Annotated in this window: 24 protein-coding genes and 1 pseudogene; 23 read left to right on the top strand and 2 right to left on the bottom strand. The window is 36.3% G+C overall.

What is annotated here, in order from left to right:
• Positions 1-467 precede the first annotated feature (467 nt).
• The 5 genes from BM305_RS01435 (at position 468) to BM305_RS01420 (ending at position 3,173) form a co-directional block, all read left to right on the top strand.
• The gene (locus BM305_RS01435; RefSeq protein WP_092558905.1) at positions 468-1,646 is read left to right on the top strand and encodes an HNH endonuclease domain-containing protein; all 1,179 of its coding nucleotides are present in this window, start codon (positions 468-470) and stop codon (positions 1,644-1,646) included.
• Between the two features lie 96 nt (positions 1,647-1,742).
• A complete protein-coding gene (locus BM305_RS01430) occupies positions 1,743-2,018 on the top strand; it encodes an RHS repeat-associated core domain-containing protein (protein WP_092558904.1) in 276 nt (91 codons plus the stop codon).
• Positions 2,019-2,029: 11 nt separating this feature from the next.
• Positions 2,030-2,224 (top strand): hypothetical protein, encoded by a 195-nt coding sequence (locus BM305_RS18870; RefSeq protein ID WP_177214466.1) that lies wholly within the window; start codon positions 2,030-2,032, stop codon positions 2,222-2,224.
• On the top strand, positions 2,196-2,483 hold the full coding sequence (locus BM305_RS01425) for a hypothetical protein (protein WP_242940424.1): 288 nt from the start codon (positions 2,196-2,198) through the stop codon (positions 2,481-2,483). The genes BM305_RS18870 and BM305_RS01425 overlap by 29 nt, the downstream gene beginning before the upstream one ends.
• Before the next feature lie 54 nt (positions 2,484-2,537).
• Positions 2,538-3,173 (top strand): hypothetical protein, encoded by a 636-nt coding sequence (locus tag BM305_RS01420; protein ID WP_092558902.1) that lies wholly within the window; start codon positions 2,538-2,540, stop codon positions 3,171-3,173.
• A 94-nt stretch (positions 3,174-3,267) separates the two neighbouring features.
• Here the strand turns inward: BM305_RS01420 and BM305_RS19855 are convergent, their stop codons facing one another.
• Positions 3,268-3,372 (bottom strand): cyclic lactone autoinducer peptide, encoded by a 105-nt coding sequence (locus tag BM305_RS19855; RefSeq protein WP_092559044.1) that lies wholly within the window; start codon positions 3,370-3,372, stop codon positions 3,268-3,270.
• 421 nt (positions 3,373-3,793) lie between these two features.
• On the opposite strand from BM305_RS19855, the gene BM305_RS01410 reads away from it, so the two are divergent.
• The 11 genes from BM305_RS01410 (at position 3,794) to BM305_RS01360 (ending at position 14,725) form a co-directional block, all read left to right on the top strand.
• Positions 3,794-4,129 (top strand): DUF4280 domain-containing protein, encoded by a 336-nt coding sequence (locus BM305_RS01410; RefSeq protein WP_092558901.1) that lies wholly within the window; start codon positions 3,794-3,796, stop codon positions 4,127-4,129.
• 34 nt (positions 4,130-4,163) lie between these two features.
• Positions 4,164-5,597, top strand: coding sequence for a type VI secretion system Vgr family protein (locus BM305_RS01405; protein ID WP_092558900.1), 1,434 nt, complete (start codon positions 4,164-4,166; stop codon positions 5,595-5,597).
• Between the two features lie 11 nt (positions 5,598-5,608).
• Complete coding sequence (locus tag BM305_RS01400) at positions 5,609-6,115, top strand: hypothetical protein (RefSeq protein ID WP_092558899.1); 507 nt, start codon at positions 5,609-5,611, stop codon at positions 6,113-6,115.
• The gene (locus tag BM305_RS01395; protein WP_092558898.1) at positions 6,115-7,500 is read left to right on the top strand and encodes a contractile injection system protein, VgrG/Pvc8 family; all 1,386 of its coding nucleotides are present in this window, start codon (positions 6,115-6,117) and stop codon (positions 7,498-7,500) included. The genes BM305_RS01400 and BM305_RS01395 overlap by 1 nt, the downstream gene beginning before the upstream one ends.
• An 18-nt stretch (positions 7,501-7,518) precedes the next feature.
• Positions 7,519-8,145, top strand: coding sequence for a hypothetical protein (locus tag BM305_RS01390; protein WP_143099112.1), 627 nt, complete (start codon positions 7,519-7,521; stop codon positions 8,143-8,145).
• Positions 8,067-9,263, top strand: a complete 1,197-nt coding sequence (locus BM305_RS01385) for a pentapeptide repeat-containing protein (RefSeq protein WP_177214493.1) — start codon at positions 8,067-8,069, stop codon at positions 9,261-9,263. The genes BM305_RS01390 and BM305_RS01385 overlap by 79 nt, the downstream gene beginning before the upstream one ends.
• An 18-nt stretch (positions 9,264-9,281) precedes the next feature.
• On the top strand, positions 9,282-10,718 hold the full coding sequence (locus BM305_RS19410) for a DNA/RNA non-specific endonuclease (RefSeq protein WP_092558895.1): 1,437 nt from the start codon (positions 9,282-9,284) through the stop codon (positions 10,716-10,718).
• Positions 10,719-10,739: 21 nt separating this feature from the next.
• The gene (locus BM305_RS01375; protein ID WP_177214492.1) at positions 10,740-11,204 is read left to right on the top strand and encodes an immunity protein YezG family protein; all 465 of its coding nucleotides are present in this window, start codon (positions 10,740-10,742) and stop codon (positions 11,202-11,204) included.
• Positions 11,205-11,360: 156 nt separating this feature from the next.
• The gene (locus BM305_RS01370; RefSeq protein WP_177214491.1) at positions 11,361-12,080 is read left to right on the top strand and encodes a PoNe immunity protein domain-containing protein; all 720 of its coding nucleotides are present in this window, start codon (positions 11,361-11,363) and stop codon (positions 12,078-12,080) included.
• 193 nt (positions 12,081-12,273) lie between these two features.
• Positions 12,274-12,876 (top strand): class I SAM-dependent methyltransferase, encoded by a 603-nt coding sequence (locus BM305_RS01365; RefSeq protein WP_092558892.1) that lies wholly within the window; start codon positions 12,274-12,276, stop codon positions 12,874-12,876.
• A 109-nt stretch (positions 12,877-12,985) separates the two neighbouring features.
• On the top strand, positions 12,986-14,725 hold the full coding sequence (locus BM305_RS01360) for a hypothetical protein (protein WP_092558891.1): 1,740 nt from the start codon (positions 12,986-12,988) through the stop codon (positions 14,723-14,725).
• 249 nt (positions 14,726-14,974) lie between these two features.
• Here the strand turns inward: BM305_RS01360 and BM305_RS19930 are convergent.
• Positions 14,975-15,241, bottom strand: a pseudogene (locus BM305_RS19930) (IS110 family transposase); the annotation flags it as partial.
• Positions 15,242-15,360: 119 nt separating this feature from the next.
• On the opposite strand from BM305_RS19930, the gene BM305_RS01350 reads away from it, so the two are divergent.
• The 7 genes from BM305_RS01350 (at position 15,361) to BM305_RS01320 (ending at position 21,369) form a co-directional block, all read left to right on the top strand.
• Positions 15,361-16,155, top strand: a complete 795-nt coding sequence (locus BM305_RS01350; protein WP_092558890.1) for a phosphotransferase — start codon at positions 15,361-15,363, stop codon at positions 16,153-16,155.
• 318 nt (positions 16,156-16,473) lie between these two features.
• On the top strand, positions 16,474-17,736 hold the full coding sequence (locus BM305_RS01345) for a phosphotransferase (protein WP_330393402.1): 1,263 nt from the start codon (positions 16,474-16,476) through the stop codon (positions 17,734-17,736).
• 170 nt (positions 17,737-17,906) lie between these two features.
• Positions 17,907-18,542 carry a hypothetical protein gene (locus BM305_RS01340; RefSeq protein WP_092558888.1) on the top strand — a complete coding sequence of 212 codons (636 nt, stop codon included), beginning with the start codon at positions 17,907-17,909 and terminating at the stop codon, positions 18,540-18,542.
• Positions 18,543-18,580: 38 nt separating this feature from the next.
• Positions 18,581-19,174, top strand: coding sequence for a molybdenum cofactor guanylyltransferase (gene mobA, locus BM305_RS01335; RefSeq protein ID WP_092558887.1), 594 nt, complete (start codon positions 18,581-18,583; stop codon positions 19,172-19,174).
• 12 nt (positions 19,175-19,186) lie between these two features.
• Complete coding sequence (gene mobB / locus BM305_RS01330; protein WP_092558886.1) at positions 19,187-19,666, top strand: molybdopterin-guanine dinucleotide biosynthesis protein B; 480 nt, start codon at positions 19,187-19,189, stop codon at positions 19,664-19,666.
• Positions 19,667-19,708: 42 nt separating this feature from the next.
• Positions 19,709-20,383 (top strand): BUD32 family EKC/KEOPS complex subunit, encoded by a 675-nt coding sequence (locus BM305_RS01325; protein WP_092558885.1) that lies wholly within the window; start codon positions 19,709-19,711, stop codon positions 20,381-20,383.
• Between the two features lie 98 nt (positions 20,384-20,481).
• Positions 20,482-21,369, top strand: coding sequence for a transporter substrate-binding domain-containing protein (locus BM305_RS01320; protein WP_092558884.1), 888 nt, complete (start codon positions 20,482-20,484; stop codon positions 21,367-21,369).
• Positions 21,370-21,373 lie beyond the last annotated feature (4 nt).

Raw genomic sequence — 21,373 nt, 5'->3', positions numbered from 1 at the left:
TAGTTTGAGATAATTCGTAATAATTTCAAACATCCTTATAAAATTTAATTTAAGAATTTGCACTTAAAGGACATCTTTCTAAAATGACTTTTTGAAAGGTGTCTTTTTGAATATCGAAAATAAAAGCTAAATTAAACGAACTCACATCGAAAAGTAACGGAAAGGTAAATTATTTTGCAATGGCAGTCATGGATGAACTATTAAAAAATTGGGGATGTAGAAATAATAAACAGCAAATAAACTTGACATATTGGAAAAGAATTTTCCTATATGACGTGAAATCTGATATAATAGAGATATCGAATCAAGGAGGAAATGACCAGGGTTGCCAATACAAAAGCTCTTTAAATCAAAGAAATAGAAGACAGGATTTCTGAACAGCGACAGATGAACAAAACGCTTTAGGCAAATTGAAAACTTAACAAGTAGAATTCTTCACATGTAAGAGCAGGAAGGGGAGGTGAAAATTGGCTGAATCTGATTATAAGAAAAATAGATTAGAAAAAAATAGTATGTTGCCAGAGCTGGATAATTTACCAATTCATCTCTTGGCTGGAATATTTAAGGATAAGAACCAAAGTTACAAATTATTTTGGTTTCAAGCGATTTTGGATATCGTTTCGGATGGGACTTTTGTTATTACCTATGAACAGTTGATTCATCGAATGGTGGCGGAAGCATGGTATATGGTTATGGAATACCATTTAAATCTTGGACCCGCAGATGCACTGGAAATCTTAATCAATCAGGTACGCAACACATCGGGTTTATTGCCGACCGCAAAGAAAGAGGATGTTATACGGTTTCTTATAACTAGTGAAGATGAAAATATTAAAAAAGCGAAGCAAAAATTGGTTTTGAATGTGCCATACCGATTACAAGCACCATTTTTAGGGAAAATGACAGAAAAACAATGGCGTGATTTTCATTTTATTGAGGAGAAAGCAAGGCAAAATGATAGATTGCTTTATTACTATGAGCAACTATCAGGAAAGGAACGTCAGATTCGAATGAATGAAAACTGGATTGGTTATTTGCAGAAAAATGAGGCTATTCTTCGTGGCTGGATTCAAAATGAACTGATACAATATTTGCAAAGACGAAATCCGAATGTGCCAGGAATCCCATTCAAAATTCACCCTCCACAAAAACGAGATTTAAAAGCAGCGATGAAATTCTGGAGTGCTGTTATAGAATATCATGAAATGAATGACATATATACGGGTAAGTTATTGAACAGAGAAAATTTTGATGAACTAGGCAGAATACATATGGATCATTTCATTCCGTGGTCTTATCTTGCAAGTGATGAAGTGTGGAATTTGACTCCGACTTTTGCAAAGATTAATATTAGTAAAAGTAATCAGGTTCCTAGCGAAAAGAATGATATTGAGTTGTTATCAAGACAACATTTCATGGCACTTCAAATTGCACAGCGTAATAAAGAAATCAAGAAGCTGTTCGATGCATACACAAGAAAAAATCTGAACAATACAGATTTAAAAAGACGGCTATATTCTGGTGGCATTTCAGAGGAAATATTTACAGAAAATATGGTGAGTTTAATAGAACCAATATGTCAGTCGGCAAAAAATCTTGGATTTATGGAATGGAAAAATAGAGGACTTGTTACAAGTGTGTTTTAAATTCACATATTTTTTATGTGATATATTGTATAAAAATGTATTATGTGATAAAATGGGGTAACTTTATTGTGAATATACCAAGGGGAGTGTCTTTTGATGTTTCTGTATTCTGTTGTCTGTACATACCAATATGATGCTTGGGGGAATGTAATTCAGATAACTGGAGACATGAAAATAGGGCAGCTCAATCCAATCCGTTACCGTAGTTATTATTTCGATAGTGAAACAAGTTTTTACTATTTAGGAAGCCGATACTATAACCCAGAAACTTGTCGATTTTTAAATGCAGATGAATATTGCTTATGTATTGATAATAACCAAAATATGTATCAGTATTGTGAAAACAATCCGATGTATTATATTGATAATTAGGTTATTATGCTATGCAAAATTCTAATATTATTGAATATGTAAAGGATACGGTATACAGCTACATTAACAGTGGTGGTAATAATATTCCGATGGATAATAAATATCTAATCGCAACAGTAGCAGGTGAAGGCTATTGGGGAGAATACAACGGCAAGAAGAGCGGTAGCAAGTGTAATCGTGAATCGGACTGTAACAGGGTATTTTAGCAGTGGTAGTTTTTATTCAACTATATCCAGACCAGCTCAATTTAGCTCTTATTTAACAAATGAATATAATAAATGCATGAACTATTTAAATAGCCGTAACGGATCAAGTACATTGTATGAACCTTTAATTGAGACCAGCCTAAAAGTTGGATATCGAATTGTTTCTGATATAACAAATGGATGTTTAATGTTTTATTCGCCAAAATCAATGGAACCCAAAATCCAGTGCCTAGTTGGGTGGATACCAGTCAGGAAGTAATAATTTCAAGAATAAATCGCAATGATTTCAGATTCTATTTAAAGGGGCAATGACATGGATTATAGAACTAGGAATAGTGGATTTAAAAAAAAGAAATATTTAATATTTCTTTTTTGCTTTGTATGTATTATAGGAATTGTTTGTATTGCTTGGAACTTACATAATCATATAGAAAAGAACAAGCAGGAAGTAATTCAAACAGGAAAATATTTTGAAATATTAAAACTAAGTAAGAAAGACCACTATAAATGTAAAGCTTTTAATGAAGATGGTGAATTGATATATTCAGAAGAAATACAAACAATTGTATGGCCTACTGCGACAATGCAATATAATGCAGTAGATTTTCACCATGGCGCAGGAACAGGAACATATTTAGATAAGTTTGTTGATTATCAGCAAAATCTAAAATCAGATTGGTTTCAAAATGTAAGAGCTATTGGTAAGGATCATGTAGCGTATGTAAGATGGGAAGGCAAAGAAGTAGAAAACATAAAAACGGTGTTAGTGGTAGCAAAAAAATATGAACAAAATACAGAAAAAAAATATTCATTTCCACATATTTTGAATGAATGGGATATTGATATATGTGAATTTAGAAACAATGAAACGGAACTGTATATCCATTACATAGACAAGGACACAAAAGAGACAGAAGAAAAAACAATTAAGCTAAGTGAATTTGAGTAAGGTTATTTCTAAAATGGAACCGGCACAAGTTATACTTGATAAGAAAAGAGAGGGTATAAATTAAGCTTTAATAACCCTCTCTTTTCTTATAAAACTACTTCTTAAATTTTTCTATTCCGCTGGGAAGTTTAGGCTGGTAAAACCACCAAAGACAAGCGGAATTAATACTGTGTTTTAATGTTACCTGAGGAAGTTTCAGAACAAGAGTATAACACTTTCACTGATAATTATTATTATGTAGTGCGTCAGACCAAGATATGTAGTGTATCATTTCGAAAAGCTCCTTCGTGGTAAGTAACATGATAAATTTCAGAAAGTTCTTCGGTTATCGGAAAGGCTTATGTAGTTATGCTCCAAATCTTAAATTGGTATAAAAATAAAACAAAGATACCTCTGCAAATTCAAGCTACAGCATTTTATAAACATGGTTTACTGTAAAGTATTAAATTTTCAAGGCTTACCTGTAGGGTCAGGAATAAAAGACACTATGTATTGACCTCAATATCATGGAATTCTAAAAAATAAATTCTCAACATACACAAAACGACAATTTACATTTGTAAATTATTATATAATAAAACCAATTTAGAAAGATTAAATCAAAAGAATGGAGTGTTTACATGATATTCAAAGTAAAAGAAGGAGCAAAACTTTCCTGCACTTTGGGGAGCTGCCAGACCTGTTTACAGGTGCCAGTCAGTCATGGAGCTGTTTTGCAGGGAAAAAACGAGGCGACCATTGCAGATAATAAAGCTGGAGTAAATATTATGCCATTTGGCACCTGTGCCAGAGTTTCGCCGCCAGTTCCCTGTACCCCTGTCCTTATGATGAAATGGCTTATGGGAAATTCTACAAATAAGATACGGGGAGAGATGGCATTGCTGAATTGTTCTATTCTACCTTGCCTGAATGGGGGCATTATAAAAGTTGAGAAATCAGGACAGAAAGAAGATTAGAACCTAATTGTTTCAATTTAGGAGGAGGAGCAGAATGGCAGGAATCACTTATTTGGAAATCAAAACAAACTGGAAAGAGATACAGGAAATCGAAGAATTAAATATAATGCAGGAAATAAATGAACACGGACGTCTGGAACTGACGGGGGTTCTGGTGGAACAGAATAAGGACTCATTGGTCACCCAGTCACTGGAGGGAAAAGAAATTGAAGTGTACGCAGAACAAGACACACAGATTGTGTTGTTTAAGGGGCTGATTCAAGAAGCAGCCATACATATGACAGGTGGACTATACACGATACGAATACTGGGAATTACCTATTCTATATTAACTGATACTAAGAAGAAAAATCGTTCCTTTCAAGATATTGGGATGACCTATACTAGCCTGGTTAATCAGATGATCAAAGACTATGACAAGGGAGTCATCAAAGATTTGGCATCTGGTGGGAAGGCGATTGAAACCTTGTTGGTGCAGTACCAGGAAACGGACTGGGAATTTTTTAAGCGGCTGGCGTCCCATTTTAATATGGGAATTTTACCAAGTCTTATATTGGAAGGACCAAAGATCATGTTTGGCACGTATGAGGGAAAGGATTGGGGGAATATCGACTGCCATGAGTACACACTCAGCAAAAATCTGTTGGATTATAAACAGGTTTCGGAGAATACATTTCCCGCATTGACAGAGCAGGACGTAGTGGAATATGAAATCGATGTGCTGGATTGCTTTGAAATAGGAGAAAAGGTTACTTATCAGGGAAAATCCTATCGAATTAAAAGAAAGCAGGCGGTGTTGGTGCAGGATATGCTCCGTTTTCGTTATGTACTATCTTCCCAAAGAGGACTGGGAAAGGAAAGGATATATGCCAGTCAGCTAAAAGGAGTTTCTCTAAAAGGGACAGTGATAAAATCGGTACAAGATAAAGTGAAAGTACATTTGGAAATTGATCCAGAACAAGCGGAAAGTACAGCATTTTTATTTCCTTATACAACCGTATATACAGCAGAAGGGCAGAGTGGTTGGTACTGTATGCCAGAAGCAGGGGATACGGTTTTGATTTATTTTCCATCAGGTGAAGAAGGGCAGGCAGTTGGAATGAATTCCTATCGGACAGGGGAAAAGGGAACGGCTCAGATTACGGATCCCAAGACCAAATATTTTCGGACAGCAGATGGAAAGGAATTAAAATTCAGTCCAGAGGAAATCGTAATTACCTGTATTCAGGGAAAGGATCCGAAAACGGGAGAGAATAAAACGATTTACATAAAATTAAACCAGACAACGGGAATTGAAATTAAGAGCACTCTTCCGGTACAGATTACTTCTAATGAAGGAGTCAGCATTACCGCAGAGGAAAAGGTGGAAATTACAGCAAGTGAAAGTATTAGCCTGCGCTGTAAGAAAAGCCAGATTAAAATGGACTCTAAGGTGGATATATGTGGACCTGAGGTAAGAATCAATTAGGGAGGGGCAAGATGGAATATTTCATTTTGGAAACAGACCAACGGATTTTACAGACAATAAAACCAGAGAGTAAGGAAGGACAGTTTGAAAAAGGAGAACCATTTGTCTGTAATACAAAATTTAAGGAGTGGGGAAGGCTTCCCGATTTTTTTGTGGTGCAAAAAGTAAGGAAAAAATATTTCTGTTTTTCAGACCAGTTAAAGCAGCTGTTTGAAGTATATGCAGACGGATTTATCAGAGCAGTTCCATTTTTTCCAACGGATCGGGAAAAGGAGCGTCAAGAAGTGTACTGGAATCTGGAACTGGCAGAAACAGAATATTTTGCAAACAGAACGTTATATAGTCCAGAGAAGCCAAGTTTGCTGAAAGAGCCAGACTGTGGGTGCTATTGCTTTCAGGCTGAAGATGAAAAGGGAAGTTATATTATTGTATCGCTTCACATGGTGGAAAATATGCTGCGTAGAGAAATATACGGAGTAAAATTTGTGCCAATCGGAATAAGGGAGGGAATAGCATAATGGAAACGGGAACATTTGAAAATCTTCGTGTAGAACTTCCGGTTAAGCTGATAGAACTAGTAGATGTTCAGCTGGAGGAAAGATTAGGGGAGCATGGTACAGCCCGAATTGTTGGAATATTAGCAGAAGGCGAAGAAAAAAATGCCATGGACAAGCTGACTATGAAGGTAAATGCAAAAATTTTATTAAAAGGCAGGGGAGAACAGAAAATCGTATTTTCGGGAGTTCCCACAAAGGTTTCGATTGCCCATGCAGGAAATACGTATCATATAGAGGTAACCATACAGAGCTATTCTATTTTAATGGATTTGAAAAGAAAAAGTAAAAGTTTTCAAAACAAAAGTCAAACGTATACGCAAATATTCCAGTATATTGTTTCTATATATGGTGGGGAAGTAAAAGATTTGATAAGTAACGGAAAAACGCAAAATAATCCTCATATCCAGTGGAAAGAAACAGACTGGGAATTTTTAAAGCGCATGGCGTCTCATTTTGGTGCTTATATTTATCCTCTTATAGAGGCAGACAAACCAAAAATTTTTGTGGGAATCAGTAAAACGGCCAGCCATACGATAAATGAAACGGTTTATGAAGTAAAAAAGAATCTGTCAGAGTATTGGTGGCGGAAGGAAAATGATATACCAATATCAGAAAAAAATGACACAGCTTATGAAGTGGAAACTACGGAACACTATGAACTGGGAGATCAGGCAGTCTTTCAGGGCAGAACTTTTATCATAGCCAGAAAGTGGTCTGGCATGAAACAGGGAAGACTGGTGCATGTATATGAACTAGTCCCAGAAGAAGGGTTAAAGACAAGAAAAAGGTATCAGGAAGAATTCAGCGGCGCTTCTGTAGAAGGAAAAATTATTGCAAGAGAAAAGGATAAATTGAAGCTGCATCTTTCTATTGATGAAATGCAGGAGGAAGCAGAGGCATACTGGTATTCCTTTTCTACCAGTTACACAGCAGAAGGGGCTACAGGATGGTACGCCATGCCCGAAACAGGACAGTCTGTACAGCTGTTTTTCCCAGACAGGGATGAAACGAAAGCCTATATTACCAAGGGAATCCGAAAGGATGGAGAAAATAATCCAAAAACCCAGGATGTCAGTACCAAATATTTTGGAACCAAGGAAGGAAAGGAAATGGTATTGTCTCCTTCTGGCATTACGTTTCATGTGTTACAAAATGAAACCACAGTACAATTAAGTAATCATGGCGGAGTAACCATTTCCAGTCCCAAACCAATCCAAATGAATGCAGGAGAAACGTTATCCTGTGACTGTAAGAATTTTAGTGTGACATCAAAGGATAAGATTGCACTGTCAACCAAAGGGGCAACGATTGTGGTAGATAATATTACACATATCATTGGTTCTTAGGGATAGAAAGGAATGTATATGGAGAACAAACAGATTTATGCAGAGCAGATAATCAAAATAGTAAAAGAAAAACGGAATCAAGATGGCATAGATTATTTTAATCCGAAAAACCAGATAGAGGATGGCTTTGTTATTATTAACTATGAAAAAGTACTTTTGCAGAAGCAGTCGGTCTGCAATGGGACAATGGAGATGCTTTTGCCAGAAGGCTTTTCAGAACTGTCAAAGGAAGCTGTCACTCAAAAATACAGAAAAGGAAATGCACCCCATTGGGTATATGTCAGTCAGAAGGGAACGGCTGCGTTTTCTTTCTCAGTAAAGCCAGAAATCACAGAAGCAGAGTTTCTAAATTTAAAAGATTTACTGGAAGAAGATTTAAAAAAGACATATTCTTCTTTGTGTCTGGAAGAGGAATCCCTCGTTTGTTCCGATGGCGGAGCAGTAAAATATTATGTGTTGGATTTTCCTACAAGCGGCGGCGAAGTCTTTCTCATCCTATTTTTCAGGCAGACAGCAGGGGGCGTATTCGCAGGGAGCTTTGAATGTGATGCAGATGACAAAAAGCAGTGGAAACCAGTTTTATTACAACTGGCGGCTACTCTGGAAGAAAAGAAGGAAGGGGACAGAGAGGGGGATGCCAGATGAGGGCAGAATTCTTAGAACAGTTTTATGAAAAAGAGGTACGTCCCAGGCTGGGGGAGTATATGCAGCGGGCAGAGCAGGCATTTCAAGAGAATAAGGAAGCACTTAGAGAACAATTTGTAATAAAGTTCCGAAAGATTTGCTGCCATATCCAAACAATACAGAAAGGCAGCCAGTGGAAATCGGGTTTTATGCAGTTTCATTTATTCCGAAGCAGGGTTTTACAGCATGATTACCGCTATCACGTCATGTTGTATGGAAGGGAATGGTATGAAAAGGATGGTATCCCGGTAACCGACTGGGATGCAGGCTTTTTCTTTCAGTATTTTGAAGCTTTGTGGAAGGAACTACAGAATGAGTATCGAAAATATATGGGAAAGCTGACGGAGCCAGATGTGGAAATAATGATGCTTCGTCTGCTGGATCATTTTCATACCTATGTGGTGGAACTGCTCCGTTACAGTATTCTGGATGCCATAGAAACGGAGGAATATTTGGGTTTAGATAGAGGGGATTTCTTTCAAATTCGTGCAGGAGAATTTTATGAGCCAGGACAGCTGATACATAAAGAGCAGGAAGAGAAAAATATTTTTAAAATTTTAAGGTGGTTGGAAAAAGAAGAAAAGCAGGCGTATTGTTTTGAAGATTTTAGAGGACTGGATTTCAGCAGGGTTGACTTGGCGCGGCGGGATTTACGGTATACCGATTTTCGCAAATGCATGCTGCGGGAAACCAATTTTTCTCTTGGTGTTTTGCTAGGGGCAAAATTCCGGGATGCCGATCTGCGGAGGGCAGATTTGAAAATATCCATGGTGGCAGGAGCAGATTTTGCAAGGGCAGATCTGACAGGAGCGGAATTTCAACATTGTGTCAGCTATGCAGGGAAGAAACCTTTTAATGAGTGGAAGAAAGCGGGATTTACGGAAACTAGTTTTCGGGAATGCAATCTGACCTGTACCAATTTTGAGGGAGCACTTTTACAGGGAGTGGATTTTTCAGGAGCCATGCTGAAGGAAACCAGTTTCCGGGGTGCTCATTTGTTTCAAAGCCGGTTTACAAAGGACGCGGTGGAAAACTGCTGTTTTACGGAACAACAGCTTGAACAAATATTGGTAATCTAATATAATAGGGGGAGAAGAATGTTTGGAATTAGTTTTTTGGTAAATGCCCTGATTGAAGGAATTATAGATGGATTTAAGGGGGAAGAATCTGCTGAAAGCCAGTCAGAGGATACCAAGGATGAAAAGAAAGACCCATCATTAGAGCGGGGGATGCTGGTGGAACAGGCAATCAAATATCCCTGGTCTATGTCGTTTTATGGACTGGATCAATTGTTCCAAAAGTATGATATGAATATAGAAGTAATACCAGCAAAATGGGGAGGGCTTGCCAATGTATTCCTTGGACCAGCAGGGTATCTGTTCACTGATAAATCGGAAGCAAGAAAGCAGTATGCGGATTTCAAAGAAGATCTGTCAGATAAATTTACAGGCATAGGAAAGTGGGTCTATGATAAAGATATCCCCATTGTTTCGGATTTAGCAGGAGGATTTACAGGAACTGCGGACAGAGATGATGTGAATTATTATACCATGAAAGGTTCTTTTTATAAGGGCTTATATGTAGATGGCTTGTTAGGCACAGTAGACGGTGTTGTAGGGGTTGGACTGGATCCGGTAGGAACGGTGAAGAATCTAACTTCTGTGCTGGCACATCCGGAAGAATCGGCAAGGGCAATTGGAAATAATATCGGGGATTTCTGCAAAAATGCCAATGGGAATGACTGGGCTGCGTTGACGGGGCAGATAACCTTCGAGGTGTTAACAGAGGTTGCTACAGGTGGAGCAGCAGGAGGTGCCAAGGCAGGAAAAGTAATAGATGCTGTGGATGATGTATCGGATACAGCCAAAACCACGAACAGACTTCTGGATGTGGCAGAGGATTTGGATGATGTGGCAGACGCATCTAAGGCAATGGAGAAGGGGCAGGATGCTGCTTCTTCGGCGGAGCATGGAGTGAATATTAAGCCCGAAGTGGATGATGTAAAGGTAAAAGAGGTTCCAGATGGAAGTGGAGGAGACATTGGGATTACGAAGGATTCAGCTAAAAAGGTTGAATATGGGGAACAGTTTACGAAAGGAAAGAATGGAAGGAAAGAGTTGAAACCTAATGTCGAATATACAACACCTGAGGGATATACATATACTACCGATGATGCTGGGAGAATAACAAATGCAGAAGGTACATTAACTAAAAATACAGCAAAAAGAAATTCATATTCACAAAAAGTAGCAGGTAGAGAAGACCGTCTTCCCACAGATGATGGTGGTCATTTAATTGCAAGTATTTTTGATGGGTCAGGAGATTTAGATAATTTAGTGCCAATGGATGCAACCTTAAATCGTGGAGAATGGAAGGTAATGGAAAATACTTGGTCTAAGGCATTGGATTCAGGAAAGAAGGTTGAGGTTAAGATAGAACCAGTATATAATGGACTATCACAACGTCCCATTTCCTTTGATGTTGAATATAAAATTGGAGATGGAGATTGGATATGGCAATCGTTTGATAATTAGGATTTAGAAAGGATGAGAATAATGGATGAAAAAATATTGACACCAATTTATGGGAAAATTGCAAATCAGCTAAATGAAATTATTCCAGGTGAGTGGAAGGAAATTGTACTATATGCAGAAGAACTTGGTGATACGAGAACAGCATTGTTTTTCTTTAAAAATGATAGTACAGGCGAGTTTATTCATAGTAGTAAAATTCCAGATATATATCATGTTGATAGAAAAATATATTTTAAATTAATGAAAGAATTAAGTATGATCGTTAAGGATTTACGTGAAAAATTCTTGGAGAGTGAAGTAGAATTATGGAACTCTATTACATTTTTTTTGGATAGTGATTTTAAGTTTAGTATTCAATATAATTATGAATGGGATGATACTATTGGAAGCTATGAAAGAGGAGTCATATGGGCTTATGAAATGCTACAAATTGTACCTCATGATGATTTTGGGAAACAAGTACTAAATGAATATTTAGAAAAGTAATTGTAGCAGTGCTATTACAAATGGTAATGTAGTTTACTAAAATGCATGATTTGTGTGGAAGTTAAAAGTTAATTCGAGATTGTAAAAGAGAGTAAAGCTATTTTACAGATCCGAATTAAATAGCTGATGATATTGCGGACAAATGGAGGAAACAATATGATTCGTGATAAAAGTAGAACAGAAGAATATTTTAAGCTGAGAAATGAAAAAGATATAAAACGACTTAAAAGTGCAATTACGGATTATGAAGAAGTTCTTGAAGAACAAGGTGAAGATGCACCTGGTATGAGGATGTGCCATTTAGATATTATGGATAAGGCAATGTTAAAATTATATTCGGGGTATTCATTAGGAGTAGATTTAAAAGAATTGAAGCAGGATACACTACTAATTTTGAGTAGTACATTGAAATCATGGGAAGGTAGCGTCTATGGGAGCATGGAACAAGCATTGGAGCTAGCCATTAATTTTGACATAAGAAATGAAACCGTTTATGAATTAATTCAATTGCTTAAAAAATATAGTTATAACGATAAATATTTAGATTTGCTTGCACAGTATATTTATCCTGAATGGACAATACAGACAGAAAAACTGAAGTTTAAAAAAGCTACAGAGCCACTGGTAAAAGTAATTGATTTGGCAAAAACAGATAAAGAATCTGCGGTATTGCTTCTAAAAACATATCTAACCAAACAATGGTTTAACATGCAAAAAGAAGGATTAATTACAAATAAAGATCACCTGTCAAAGGATAGATATAGAGGATACTGGAGCTTGGAAGCGGCAGCATTAGTTAAAATGCTTGGTCTGGACGATGAAGTACTACAGGAATGTGAGTATTATCCGTATGAAATGGCACATTATCAAGACTAATATTAATCTATGCTATTTTAAATCTTTGAAGCACTTACTGAAAAAACGAAGCAAAGAAAAAATCGAAATGAATCAATTATAATTAATAAAACAACAGCATTCGTAAATTATGAGTCTGAGAAGCTGCGTCTTAACTATTATTGGGCACGTGTGAATGATTATAATAAAATTTGGAAGCTGGGTGGTAAAGTAGATGAATAGTACGAAGAATTATTATAATAGAAATGCAAGAGAATATGCTGATATGAGTTTTGAAGTAGATGTTACTGAACACTATAACAATTTTCTTAAATACATTCCGGAAAATGGAAAGATTATTGACATAGGCTGTGGGAGCTGCAGAGATGTACTAGCTTTTATGAGAAAGGGATATTGTGTAGATGCTTTAGACCAATCAGAAGAATTTTGTAGGCTTGCATTAGAACGATATAAAATTGAGGTTATTAATGAGAGCATAGAGGAATGGGTTAAAAAAAATACGCATAAATATAATGGTATTTGGGCGTGTGCTTCTATGCATCATTTGAAAAAAGAGGATTTTGTGAGATTTGTTGAATGTCTTGATTCTAACTTAGTTGAGCAGGGGGTTTGCTATATTTCCTTAAAAAATGGAATTAAGACTGGAGAAGACAAGAATGGAAGATATCAACAGAATTATAGTAAAGATAATATGATACAAATACTATTAATGAATGAAAAGTTGCAAATTAGGATGCTTAATGAGAGCGATGACAAAATGGGACGAAATGATTTTACCTGGATAAATGTTATTGTACAGAAAAGAGGCGACATGTGATGAAAGCTGAGGATGCAGTGCATATGCAAAGTTATGTTATGGTAATATATTAATAATGGATAAGCCTAAAAAAGCAATAACAAAATTTGAATTTAAGAAGGAATCATGAATGAAAAAATGGATAGTAGCAACATTGTTAGTTACAATTATGACAATAACTATATCAGGTTGTAATAGCAAAAGCGTAGGAATTGACATGCCAGTGGACGGAAATAAACCGCCAATGGAAACTGCTAGTACTAAACTGTTGCAGGGATTTGAAGGATGGGAAGATTCAGAAGCAATTAGCGCACTAAAACGAGTGCTTTCACTACAGGAAACCATAACAGATGCATCGCCGTCAGGTGCAGCCAGTAGTGAATTTATTTGTAAAGAATATTACTTGAATGAGCTGGATGCTTTTCTTGGTTATGAATTTGATACCATGATGATACCAGATCAGTATGCTGTTGTGGATTTAAATCAGGATGGCCAGCCAGAAGTGGTTGTAAGCCTGTTAGGTTGTGGCGGCGGATGGATTAAGGTTTTGAGATATTATGAAGGAACAGTTTATGGGTACTCCTTTGTAGTAAGGGGATTTGATTTACTTAAAACAGATGGAACATATATGGATTACTCAGAAGAGAGCAACAATTGTATTAGAAAACTTAATTTTGATGGTAAGATGGTTCATGAAAATTGCCTTGGATTTACAAGTTCATCAAAGGATGAAATGATGTATCATATCGGGGATGAGGAAGTTTCAGAACAAGAGTATAGCACTTTCATTGAAAATTATTATAATAAACAAGATGTTACATGGTATTTATTTCAAAGCAAGATAAGAGCAAGCTACGAAGGGCAGGAATTGTTAAGATTGGATTTTACCGCTAGAACCCATGCACAGGTACAGGATATGGAAGAATACTATTCTGGGATGAATGTCGAGGAGTTGTTTTCGCACAGCAGCCTGATTCCAGAGGAATTGTGTGAGCTGATACTGGATGCAATGGAGCAGGGAACGGAGCAGGAAACATTTACGCCGCTTATCGTGGATACTGATATCAGCCAGGAGGAATTTTGCAGTGAGACAGGGCTTGAATGGGATGGGATGGAATCAGCCTATCCAGTCAGGGTTGATGCAGATAATGACGGTGTTCAGGATTTGATTGCACAGTGCTATTGGGGTGGTTCCGCAGGTTATAGCAGTATGGAGTTTTGTAAAAAATCAGAGGATGGCCAATATAAGCAAACCAGTACTTTAGCTTGTCTTATTCAGGAATTTGGCTTTCTGCAATATAAGGGAAAACAATATTTGTTAATGACAGAATTTGATTATAACACAAAATGCTATAGTGGGAACACGTTATACTTATATGAAAATGGGATTCTTGCAGATGGTAAGGTGTTCTCCTTTGTGGTAGATGATTATGATATGGATACCGTATTTGAGGATGCAGCTTTTGAAGAAATAAATTCTGTTAAAAAAGCACTTAGCAATAAGAAGATGCCGGATATACTGTTTCATCAGGATGGGGTTATTTGTGGTTCGGCAGAGACAAAATATGATTCCGATGCATCTGAATATGAATATTCTAGTGATTTAAACAATGATGGGAAACAGGAGTATTACAATAAGTCTATGTGGTATCCCTCCAATATGGGAACGGTTATGTGCTGCTCATATGAATTTGAGAACTCCATGATTATTGATGATTTATGTAACAGGCTTTCTGGCGAGATGGGCAATGGCACATTGTATACCTTTTGGCTTGATAAAGTAAATGGGAAAAATATTTTGTACCTCTATTATGGAAAAGATTTGGACTATACGCTGTATGCGTATTTAATCAACAGGTTTGACAAATAAATCAAAATAACTTTTATAGAATGTTGTATAAATAAGAAATAAGCACCGATTTAGCCAGCTAACCACTGGCTTTTATTGTTGCAAGGAGGAAGGTTGAAAAAGAATAGTAGAGGATATCCATTCACTTAAGGTATCACAAACAAACCATCTTTCGGTGGCGATTTAAAATTGAATATGTAGCAAAGTTAAGGTTTATTCAGTAGCTGACTTGATTTTATAATCTTGAAACTGCGCCATTAAGATAGCCTGTTAAATCGTGATTTCACGGTTAATAGGAAGAATATCAGATTTTCGATAAAGTTTAGCATTATAGGGTTCCTTATTTTTCAGCATGTTGTATAATGATGTTAGAAGTATTCTTGCTATTGCAATGATTGACTTCTTGTGACCGCGTCGTTTTCGTAAGAGAAGATATCGGTTGCGAATTTCAGGATGCTTTTCACTTTTTACTACGGAGTTTGCGCATTGTACTAAAAGTGGTTTGATATAGCATCCAGCATTGGCAATCCGGACAGCCCACTCACCTCTCCGTGATTTGTAGTATACTGAATATCCCTATGACTTGATTATAAAAAAGAAAGTTGCAAAAACCAACGTTTTTCATAACGTTTTGTGCCTTGAGCAGCGCGAAAGGAATGGATATAAATATGAAGGAACAAGAAGTACTAGAAGGTGGACGTGAAGGAAAGATATTTAAGCAAGGAGAAAAAATTATTCGTCCTGCGAATCCTTGGTCAATTAACATTCATGCATTTTTAGATTTTTTAATTAAGGAGCAATTTCAGTTTGTACCAAAGCCATTTGGTTTTACAGAACATGAGGAAGAAATTTTATCTTATGTCCCAGGTACAGCATATAATTATCCTTTGCCGAAAATGTTTTTAAAAGATGAAGTAATTGCGGAAGCTGCAATTTTGTTACATTCATACCATCAAGTAAGTAAAAAGTATATTAACAGATTATCAAATCAGGAGGTATGGATGTTGCCAACTGTTTCTCCGATTGAAGTAATGTGCCATGGAGATTTTGCTCCCTATAATGTTACCATAATTGATGGAAAGCCAGCAGGAATCATTGATTTTGATACCTTACATCCAGGACCTGCTTTATGGGATGTTGCGTATGCAGTGTATCGCTGGGTTCCATTTACCAGTCCAGAGAACCCTGATCATTACGACGATTTAAAGGAGCAGATACGTAAGACAAAAGTATTTATGGATGCCTATAATGCAACTACAAAAGATAGAGAAGAACTTCCGTCAATGATGGTGAAGCGTTTAAGTACTTTGGTGCAATTCATGCTTGCCCAGGCTGACAGCGGTAATGAAGATTTTAGTAAAAATGTAGAAGATGGACATGTGAAATTATACAAATGTGATATTCAATATATTTTAGAGAACAAAAGGATGATAATAAATGGAATCAAGTAAATTTAATTTTATTCAATAGCTTATTTGTGGGGAGAACAAAAGAATTTTTAAAATGAGGTTTTAGCTTCAGGATTTTGGGCAGGTAGTCGTGCAAAATATATTAAAGAGGGTACATTTATCAAATATTATTTTCGTCATCTTAATATAATGTTTAGTTATATTGCAGATAAGGCAATATTAAAATTATATTCTGGGTACTCATTAGGAGTAGATTTAAAAGAAGTGATGCAGGATATACTATGGGGAGTATCTTTTACTGATATAATGTTGCAATAGAATCCTTTATAAAAATAGGAGGAAGAAAATGGAACAGAAAAAATCGGTAAGTTTATTGCAGATATTAGAAAAAGCAAAGGTCTTACCCAAAAAGAAGTGGCTGGCATGCTTAATATTTCAGAAAAAACCGTTTCTAAGTGGGAATGTGGAAACGGATTACCAGAAGTGGTATATATGTTGCCACTTTGTAACATACTGGGCATTACAGTTAATGAACTGCTTGCAGGTGAATATCTTCACATTGAGGAGTTTTTGCAAAAAATGGATATATCCCGTCTTGAATTGATGAAACAGCTGGAGTTTGAACAATTGAAGATGCTCATGTATAAACTATATGGACTCGAAGTTGACAGTATGGAGATTTCAGATAAAGGCGCAGGTTCGCTTACGTATTTTGTAAATGCATCTGAAAAAAAATATGTTATTAAGTATGCAAGTGATAATAATATGAATAATCCTGAACTCGAACCAAAGCTATGTGAGTACCTGCGTGAAAATGGAATTCCCGCGTGTGAATTTATTAAAAATCTTCAGGGGAGGGTTATTTCCACTGATGAAAATGGACGGAGGTTTCACGTTCAGAAGTTCATAGAGGGAATAACATATTCATATAATGAAGCAACAGATTTTTTGCTGAAAGAAGCGGCTGAGTTTCTTTCAAAAATTCATTTGGTTCTAAAAGATTATGAGGAACTTCCTGATGGTATCGGTACAGAGTTCTTTCAGTATCGTACGCCAGAAAGTACCCTGATTTCTTATGAAAATTCCCTTCAGATGGCACTTCAGAGTGGTGATTATGACAATGCAGAGGACATTCGCAATAATATAGAAATTTTAAAGAGGTTTACAAATGATACAATTGATATTTCGGAGTTATCATGTGGAAATACGCATGGAGACTTTATGATTTCACAGATTCTCTGTGACGATTATGGAATAATTAAGGGTATTATTGATTGGACAACTGCATGTAGACATCCATATGTGTGGGAAATTGTACGTTCTTATGTGTTTATGGCTCCAGAATGCAAACATGGTGAGATTAACATGGACAAGTTTGAAGTATATTTAAAAACCTATTTAAATAAAGGTAAACTGAAACAATATGACATGGAAAATGCCGGTAAAATGTTTTTTCAATTCTTGGCTGTATGTGATTTTTATGGTCAGTATTATCATTCTCTTGCAAGAAACCGACATGTCTATTTGCAGCAGGCAAAACTCAGTGCAAAGCTACTTAAATGGTTTGAACAGCACATAGATGAACTGACTAATCGACTAAACAAGATTGCTACTGAAATGTGAGGTAAAAAATCAAACATACTTTATTCGTCGACTTTCGTCATTAAATTGCAAAATTATATTTGACTCTAAAAGGCTTATTTGTTATACTGATTTTTAAGAAATGCAGTAGTAAAAAAAGGAATTAATTACAGTACAGCAATACAAGCATTACACACAAAGGAGAAAAATCATTGAAAAACACAAAATCCTTACTATCAAACATCGTCTTTTGGGGATCGATATGGGGAATTATGGAGGCAACACTAGGCTATGCATTGCATTGGCTGCCTCAGATGATTTCTGGTAATATCATGTTCCCAATTGGTGCATCTATCTTGTTACTTGCTTATAAAGTAAATCCTAACCGTCAAACTGTTATGGGGGTAGGACTAGTAGCGTCTTCCATAAAATTAGTAAATTTACTCATGCCAAATATCTCCGTATTTAAAGTTTTGAATCCAATAATCTCAATCATTATCCAGACAATTCTGTTTGCAATCATCGTTCCAGTATTCATTAACAAAAGAATATACCGTAGAAGTCTATTAATTATAGGTACAAGCATCTTATGGAGAGGTGCATATGTAGCATTTATGGCAATGCAGTATCTGGGCAACGGTTACATACAGGAATACATGAGTACATATAAAAAGGCAATAAGCTTTATTTTGATAAATGGAATGCTTAGTGGTTTGTTTGCAGCATTGCTGATATGGTTTATCTGCCCTATGAGCAAATCCATTGCAACAAGTAGAAAATTTATACCAAAACCGTTGGTTTCAGTAGCAGTCATGCTACTTGCAGTAGTCCTTACTTATTTTATATAGTCCAACATTCGATACTAGTTAAGGATAGGTGAGTTTATGTGGTGAAAATAGAAAGTGCAATTATCCTATGTGGTGGGAAAAGTACAAGAATGGGGTTTGATAAGCAGAATATTAGGATTCATGATCGTCCCATTGTATTACATATTGCATCTCAACTTGAACCTCTGGTCAATGAGATAATCATTGTCACGAATACCCCAGAGCGATACGATAGTTCGGGGTACAGGGTTGTGGGAGATGTCCTAAAAGATTGTGGACCGATTGCTGGAGTTTATTCTGGTTTGCTCAATTCCAGCAGTCAGTTTTCTTATGTTGTAGCAGGAGATATGCCATTTATAAATCAGGACTATATAAGATATCTTGAAAAAATACTTAAAAGCACAGAGGAAGATCTGGATGTCTTGGCAATGAGAAGAAAAGGAATCATTGAACCTTTCCATGCAGCATATTCAAAAAGCGTGTGTCCGTTGCTATATGAATATATCCAGCAGAAGAATTATAGATTATACAAGCTGATTGAAAGTGCTAACACCAGATATATTGAGGAAAGAGAAGGGTCAAAGTTTGATATAACAGATGAAATGTTTATAAATCTGAATACAGTAAGGGACCTTGATGACCATAATTTGTAAAGGAGCCAATACATGAAGATTATTTCTGTTGTAGGATATTCAAACACAGGAAAAACCACGCTGATTGAGTGTATGATTCGTGCACTAAAAAGCAGAGGATACCGTGTTGGAACAATAAAAAAAATACATTGCGGGGATTACGAGATAGACAAGCCCGGAAAAGACACCTATAGACATAAAGCAGCAGGAGCTGATATGGTAACCGCCTATAGTCCGCATTCAACAGATATCATGATCCAAAAAAGCATTGATATACGCAAGGTAATAGAACTCTATGATGTGGATTACCTCTTTTTAGAGGGACCGTTTCATCTGGTTTATCCAACAATAGTTACAGCAGCAGCTTACGAAGATATAGAACCATTTTTCAATGATAAAATACTTTTTGTATCGGGGGTTATATCCGAAAGTATAGAGAATTACCAGAAGTATAGGATACTAAACGCCAATCGAGATATGGAACACATTATTAAGTTGCTTGAGAATGTGTAATATTCAGAAATATGAATTTTACGAATTAAGGAAGCGAGTTAAATGAGTAAGGATAATTGTTTTATAAAAAAATTCATTTCCAAGAAAAATCACGTTTCCCTACATAAATATACAGATGAGGGTGGAAAACAATATGTTGTTAAAAGATTTCATAATGCAGATTCCTATCAAGCTGAATTAGAAATGTACAGGTGCTTGATACATTGTCAGCAAAATGAAGCCGGCTCTCAGCTTAATTATCCAAATTTATTGGATTATGATGATAGTAAGTTATCTCTGTGTTTAGAATATATCAAGGGGAATAATGTTCTGGAATTGCTTGAATATTATGAGAGCAGAAGTTTTGTCAAGGAAGCGGCAAAGGTGTTAATACAGGTCCTTCAATGGTTGGAGCAATTTTATAGTACCATTGGAATAGATGGAGATGAAGTACTTGGAGATGTAAATCTGCGTAATTTTATTTATGCAGAAAATAAAATATTTGGTATTGATTTTGAAGATGCTAGATCAGGCTGTAGACATATTGAAATGCTGGAAGTTCTTGCTAGGTATTTGCTTTATAATCCTGCAAAAAGTGAATTCAAACATACTGTATTGAGTATAGTAGAAAAACAGTATTTAGCCGTAAGCATGAAGAATCAAGGCATTGAAAAGTATGCTGATTTATTGGAAAATGAAATAACGCATATCCAGATGCGGCGCAAAAGGTTTACTTAAATACTAGTCATTGTTATAAAAGGGTTTTTACGCTACAAAAAGATAAGAACCCTTTGAATAATAAAAAAGTAAAATCAAACAAAAGGAGAAAATGTTCTATGAAGAAATTTAACTGGAAACGAAGAATGGCATTATTATTGTGCTTATCTGTCATGAGCGGTGGCTTGGCAGGGTGTGGGGGCAAGAAACAAGAAAGTGTTCTTGACAAGGTAACAAAAGAGGGGGTTGTACATGTGGGTACTGCTAATAATAATCCTCCTATGAACTATTTAGACGAAGATGGAAACTGGACAGGTTTTGATGTAGATCTTGCAGATGCTATTGCAGAGGCGTTAGGAGTAAAAATTGAAAGAGTCGTTGTAAACAACAAGACAAGAATCTCATTCCTAGCTAACGGTACTGTTGATATGGTTGTTTCTAATCTAAGTCATACCAGAAGCCGTGATGAGCAGATCGATTTTGCTGAACCAGCTTACCTGTGGACAGGAAAGATTGCTTATGCAAAGAAAGGAATGTTCAACGAACTTACCGATTTAGCAGGTAAGAGGATTGCAGTTGATCAGGGTTCTAACGCATATATTGCGATTCAGCAGGCGATCGAAGAAGCAAATGGTGAAGCACCAGAGATTCAGACTTTCCAGTCTAATGCAGAATGTTTCCTTGCTTTGAAACAAGGTAAAGTAGATGCGTTTACTCAGGACAGTGTTATTATCGCAGGTGTTGCAGGCAAAGAAGGTGTTGACTATGAACCAATCAGTGGTATCTATAGTCCAGGATTATACAGTATAGGTGTTCCATTAGATGATAGCAAATGGAGAGACAAAGTCAGCTTTGTTTTACAGGATTTAATGAAAAACGGTAAATATGATGAAATCTATGATAAGTGGTTTGGCCCAGACGGAATGTATCCATTAGAACCATCAGCAAAACCAGTTTTATCAAAAGATGCTTTTGGTGAAAATGAGCTTTATGTTTGGCCAGACTAATAAT

The organism is Anaeromicropila populeti, from assembly GCF_900112775.1.
Lineage (GTDB): Bacteria > Bacillota > Clostridia > Lachnospirales > Lachnospiraceae > Anaeromicropila_A > Anaeromicropila_A populeti.
Note: the sequence above shows the minus strand (reverse complement) of the source record. Positions and strands in the feature narration are given on the sequence as shown.

Coding starts and splice junctions, on each gene's coding strand:
- BM305_RS01375 (WP_177214492.1), top strand. CDS start 10,740: ATGGATGAAAAAATATTGACACCAATTTATGGGAAAATTGCAAATCAG.
- BM305_RS01430 (WP_092558904.1), top strand. CDS start 1,743: ATGTTTCTGTATTCTGTTGTCTGTACATACCAATATGATGCTTGGGGG.
- BM305_RS01405 (WP_092558900.1), top strand. CDS start 4,164: ATGGCAGGAATCACTTATTTGGAAATCAAAACAAACTGGAAAGAGATA.
- BM305_RS01325 (WP_092558885.1), top strand. CDS start 19,709: ATGAGTAAGGATAATTGTTTTATAAAAAAATTCATTTCCAAGAAAAAT.
- BM305_RS01420 (WP_092558902.1), top strand. CDS start 2,538: ATGGATTATAGAACTAGGAATAGTGGATTTAAAAAAAAGAAATATTTA.
- BM305_RS01395 (WP_092558898.1), top strand. CDS start 6,115: ATGGAAACGGGAACATTTGAAAATCTTCGTGTAGAACTTCCGGTTAAG.
- BM305_RS01365 (WP_092558892.1), top strand. CDS start 12,274: ATGAATAGTACGAAGAATTATTATAATAGAAATGCAAGAGAATATGCT.
- BM305_RS01350 (WP_092558890.1), top strand. CDS start 15,361: ATGGATATAAATATGAAGGAACAAGAAGTACTAGAAGGTGGACGTGAA.
- BM305_RS01320 (WP_092558884.1), top strand. CDS start 20,482: ATGAAGAAATTTAACTGGAAACGAAGAATGGCATTATTATTGTGCTTA.
- BM305_RS01410 (WP_092558901.1), top strand. CDS start 3,794: ATGATATTCAAAGTAAAAGAAGGAGCAAAACTTTCCTGCACTTTGGGG.
- BM305_RS01390 (WP_143099112.1), top strand. CDS start 7,519: ATGGAGAACAAACAGATTTATGCAGAGCAGATAATCAAAATAGTAAAA.
- BM305_RS01400 (WP_092558899.1), top strand. CDS start 5,609: ATGGAATATTTCATTTTGGAAACAGACCAACGGATTTTACAGACAATA.
- BM305_RS01360 (WP_092558891.1), top strand. CDS start 12,986: ATGAAAAAATGGATAGTAGCAACATTGTTAGTTACAATTATGACAATA.
- BM305_RS18870 (WP_177214466.1), top strand. CDS start 2,030: ATGCAAAATTCTAATATTATTGAATATGTAAAGGATACGGTATACAGC.
- BM305_RS01370 (WP_177214491.1), top strand. CDS start 11,361: ATGATTCGTGATAAAAGTAGAACAGAAGAATATTTTAAGCTGAGAAAT.
- BM305_RS19410 (WP_092558895.1), top strand. CDS start 9,282: ATGTTTGGAATTAGTTTTTTGGTAAATGCCCTGATTGAAGGAATTATA.
- mobB (WP_092558886.1), top strand. CDS start 19,187: ATGAAGATTATTTCTGTTGTAGGATATTCAAACACAGGAAAAACCACG.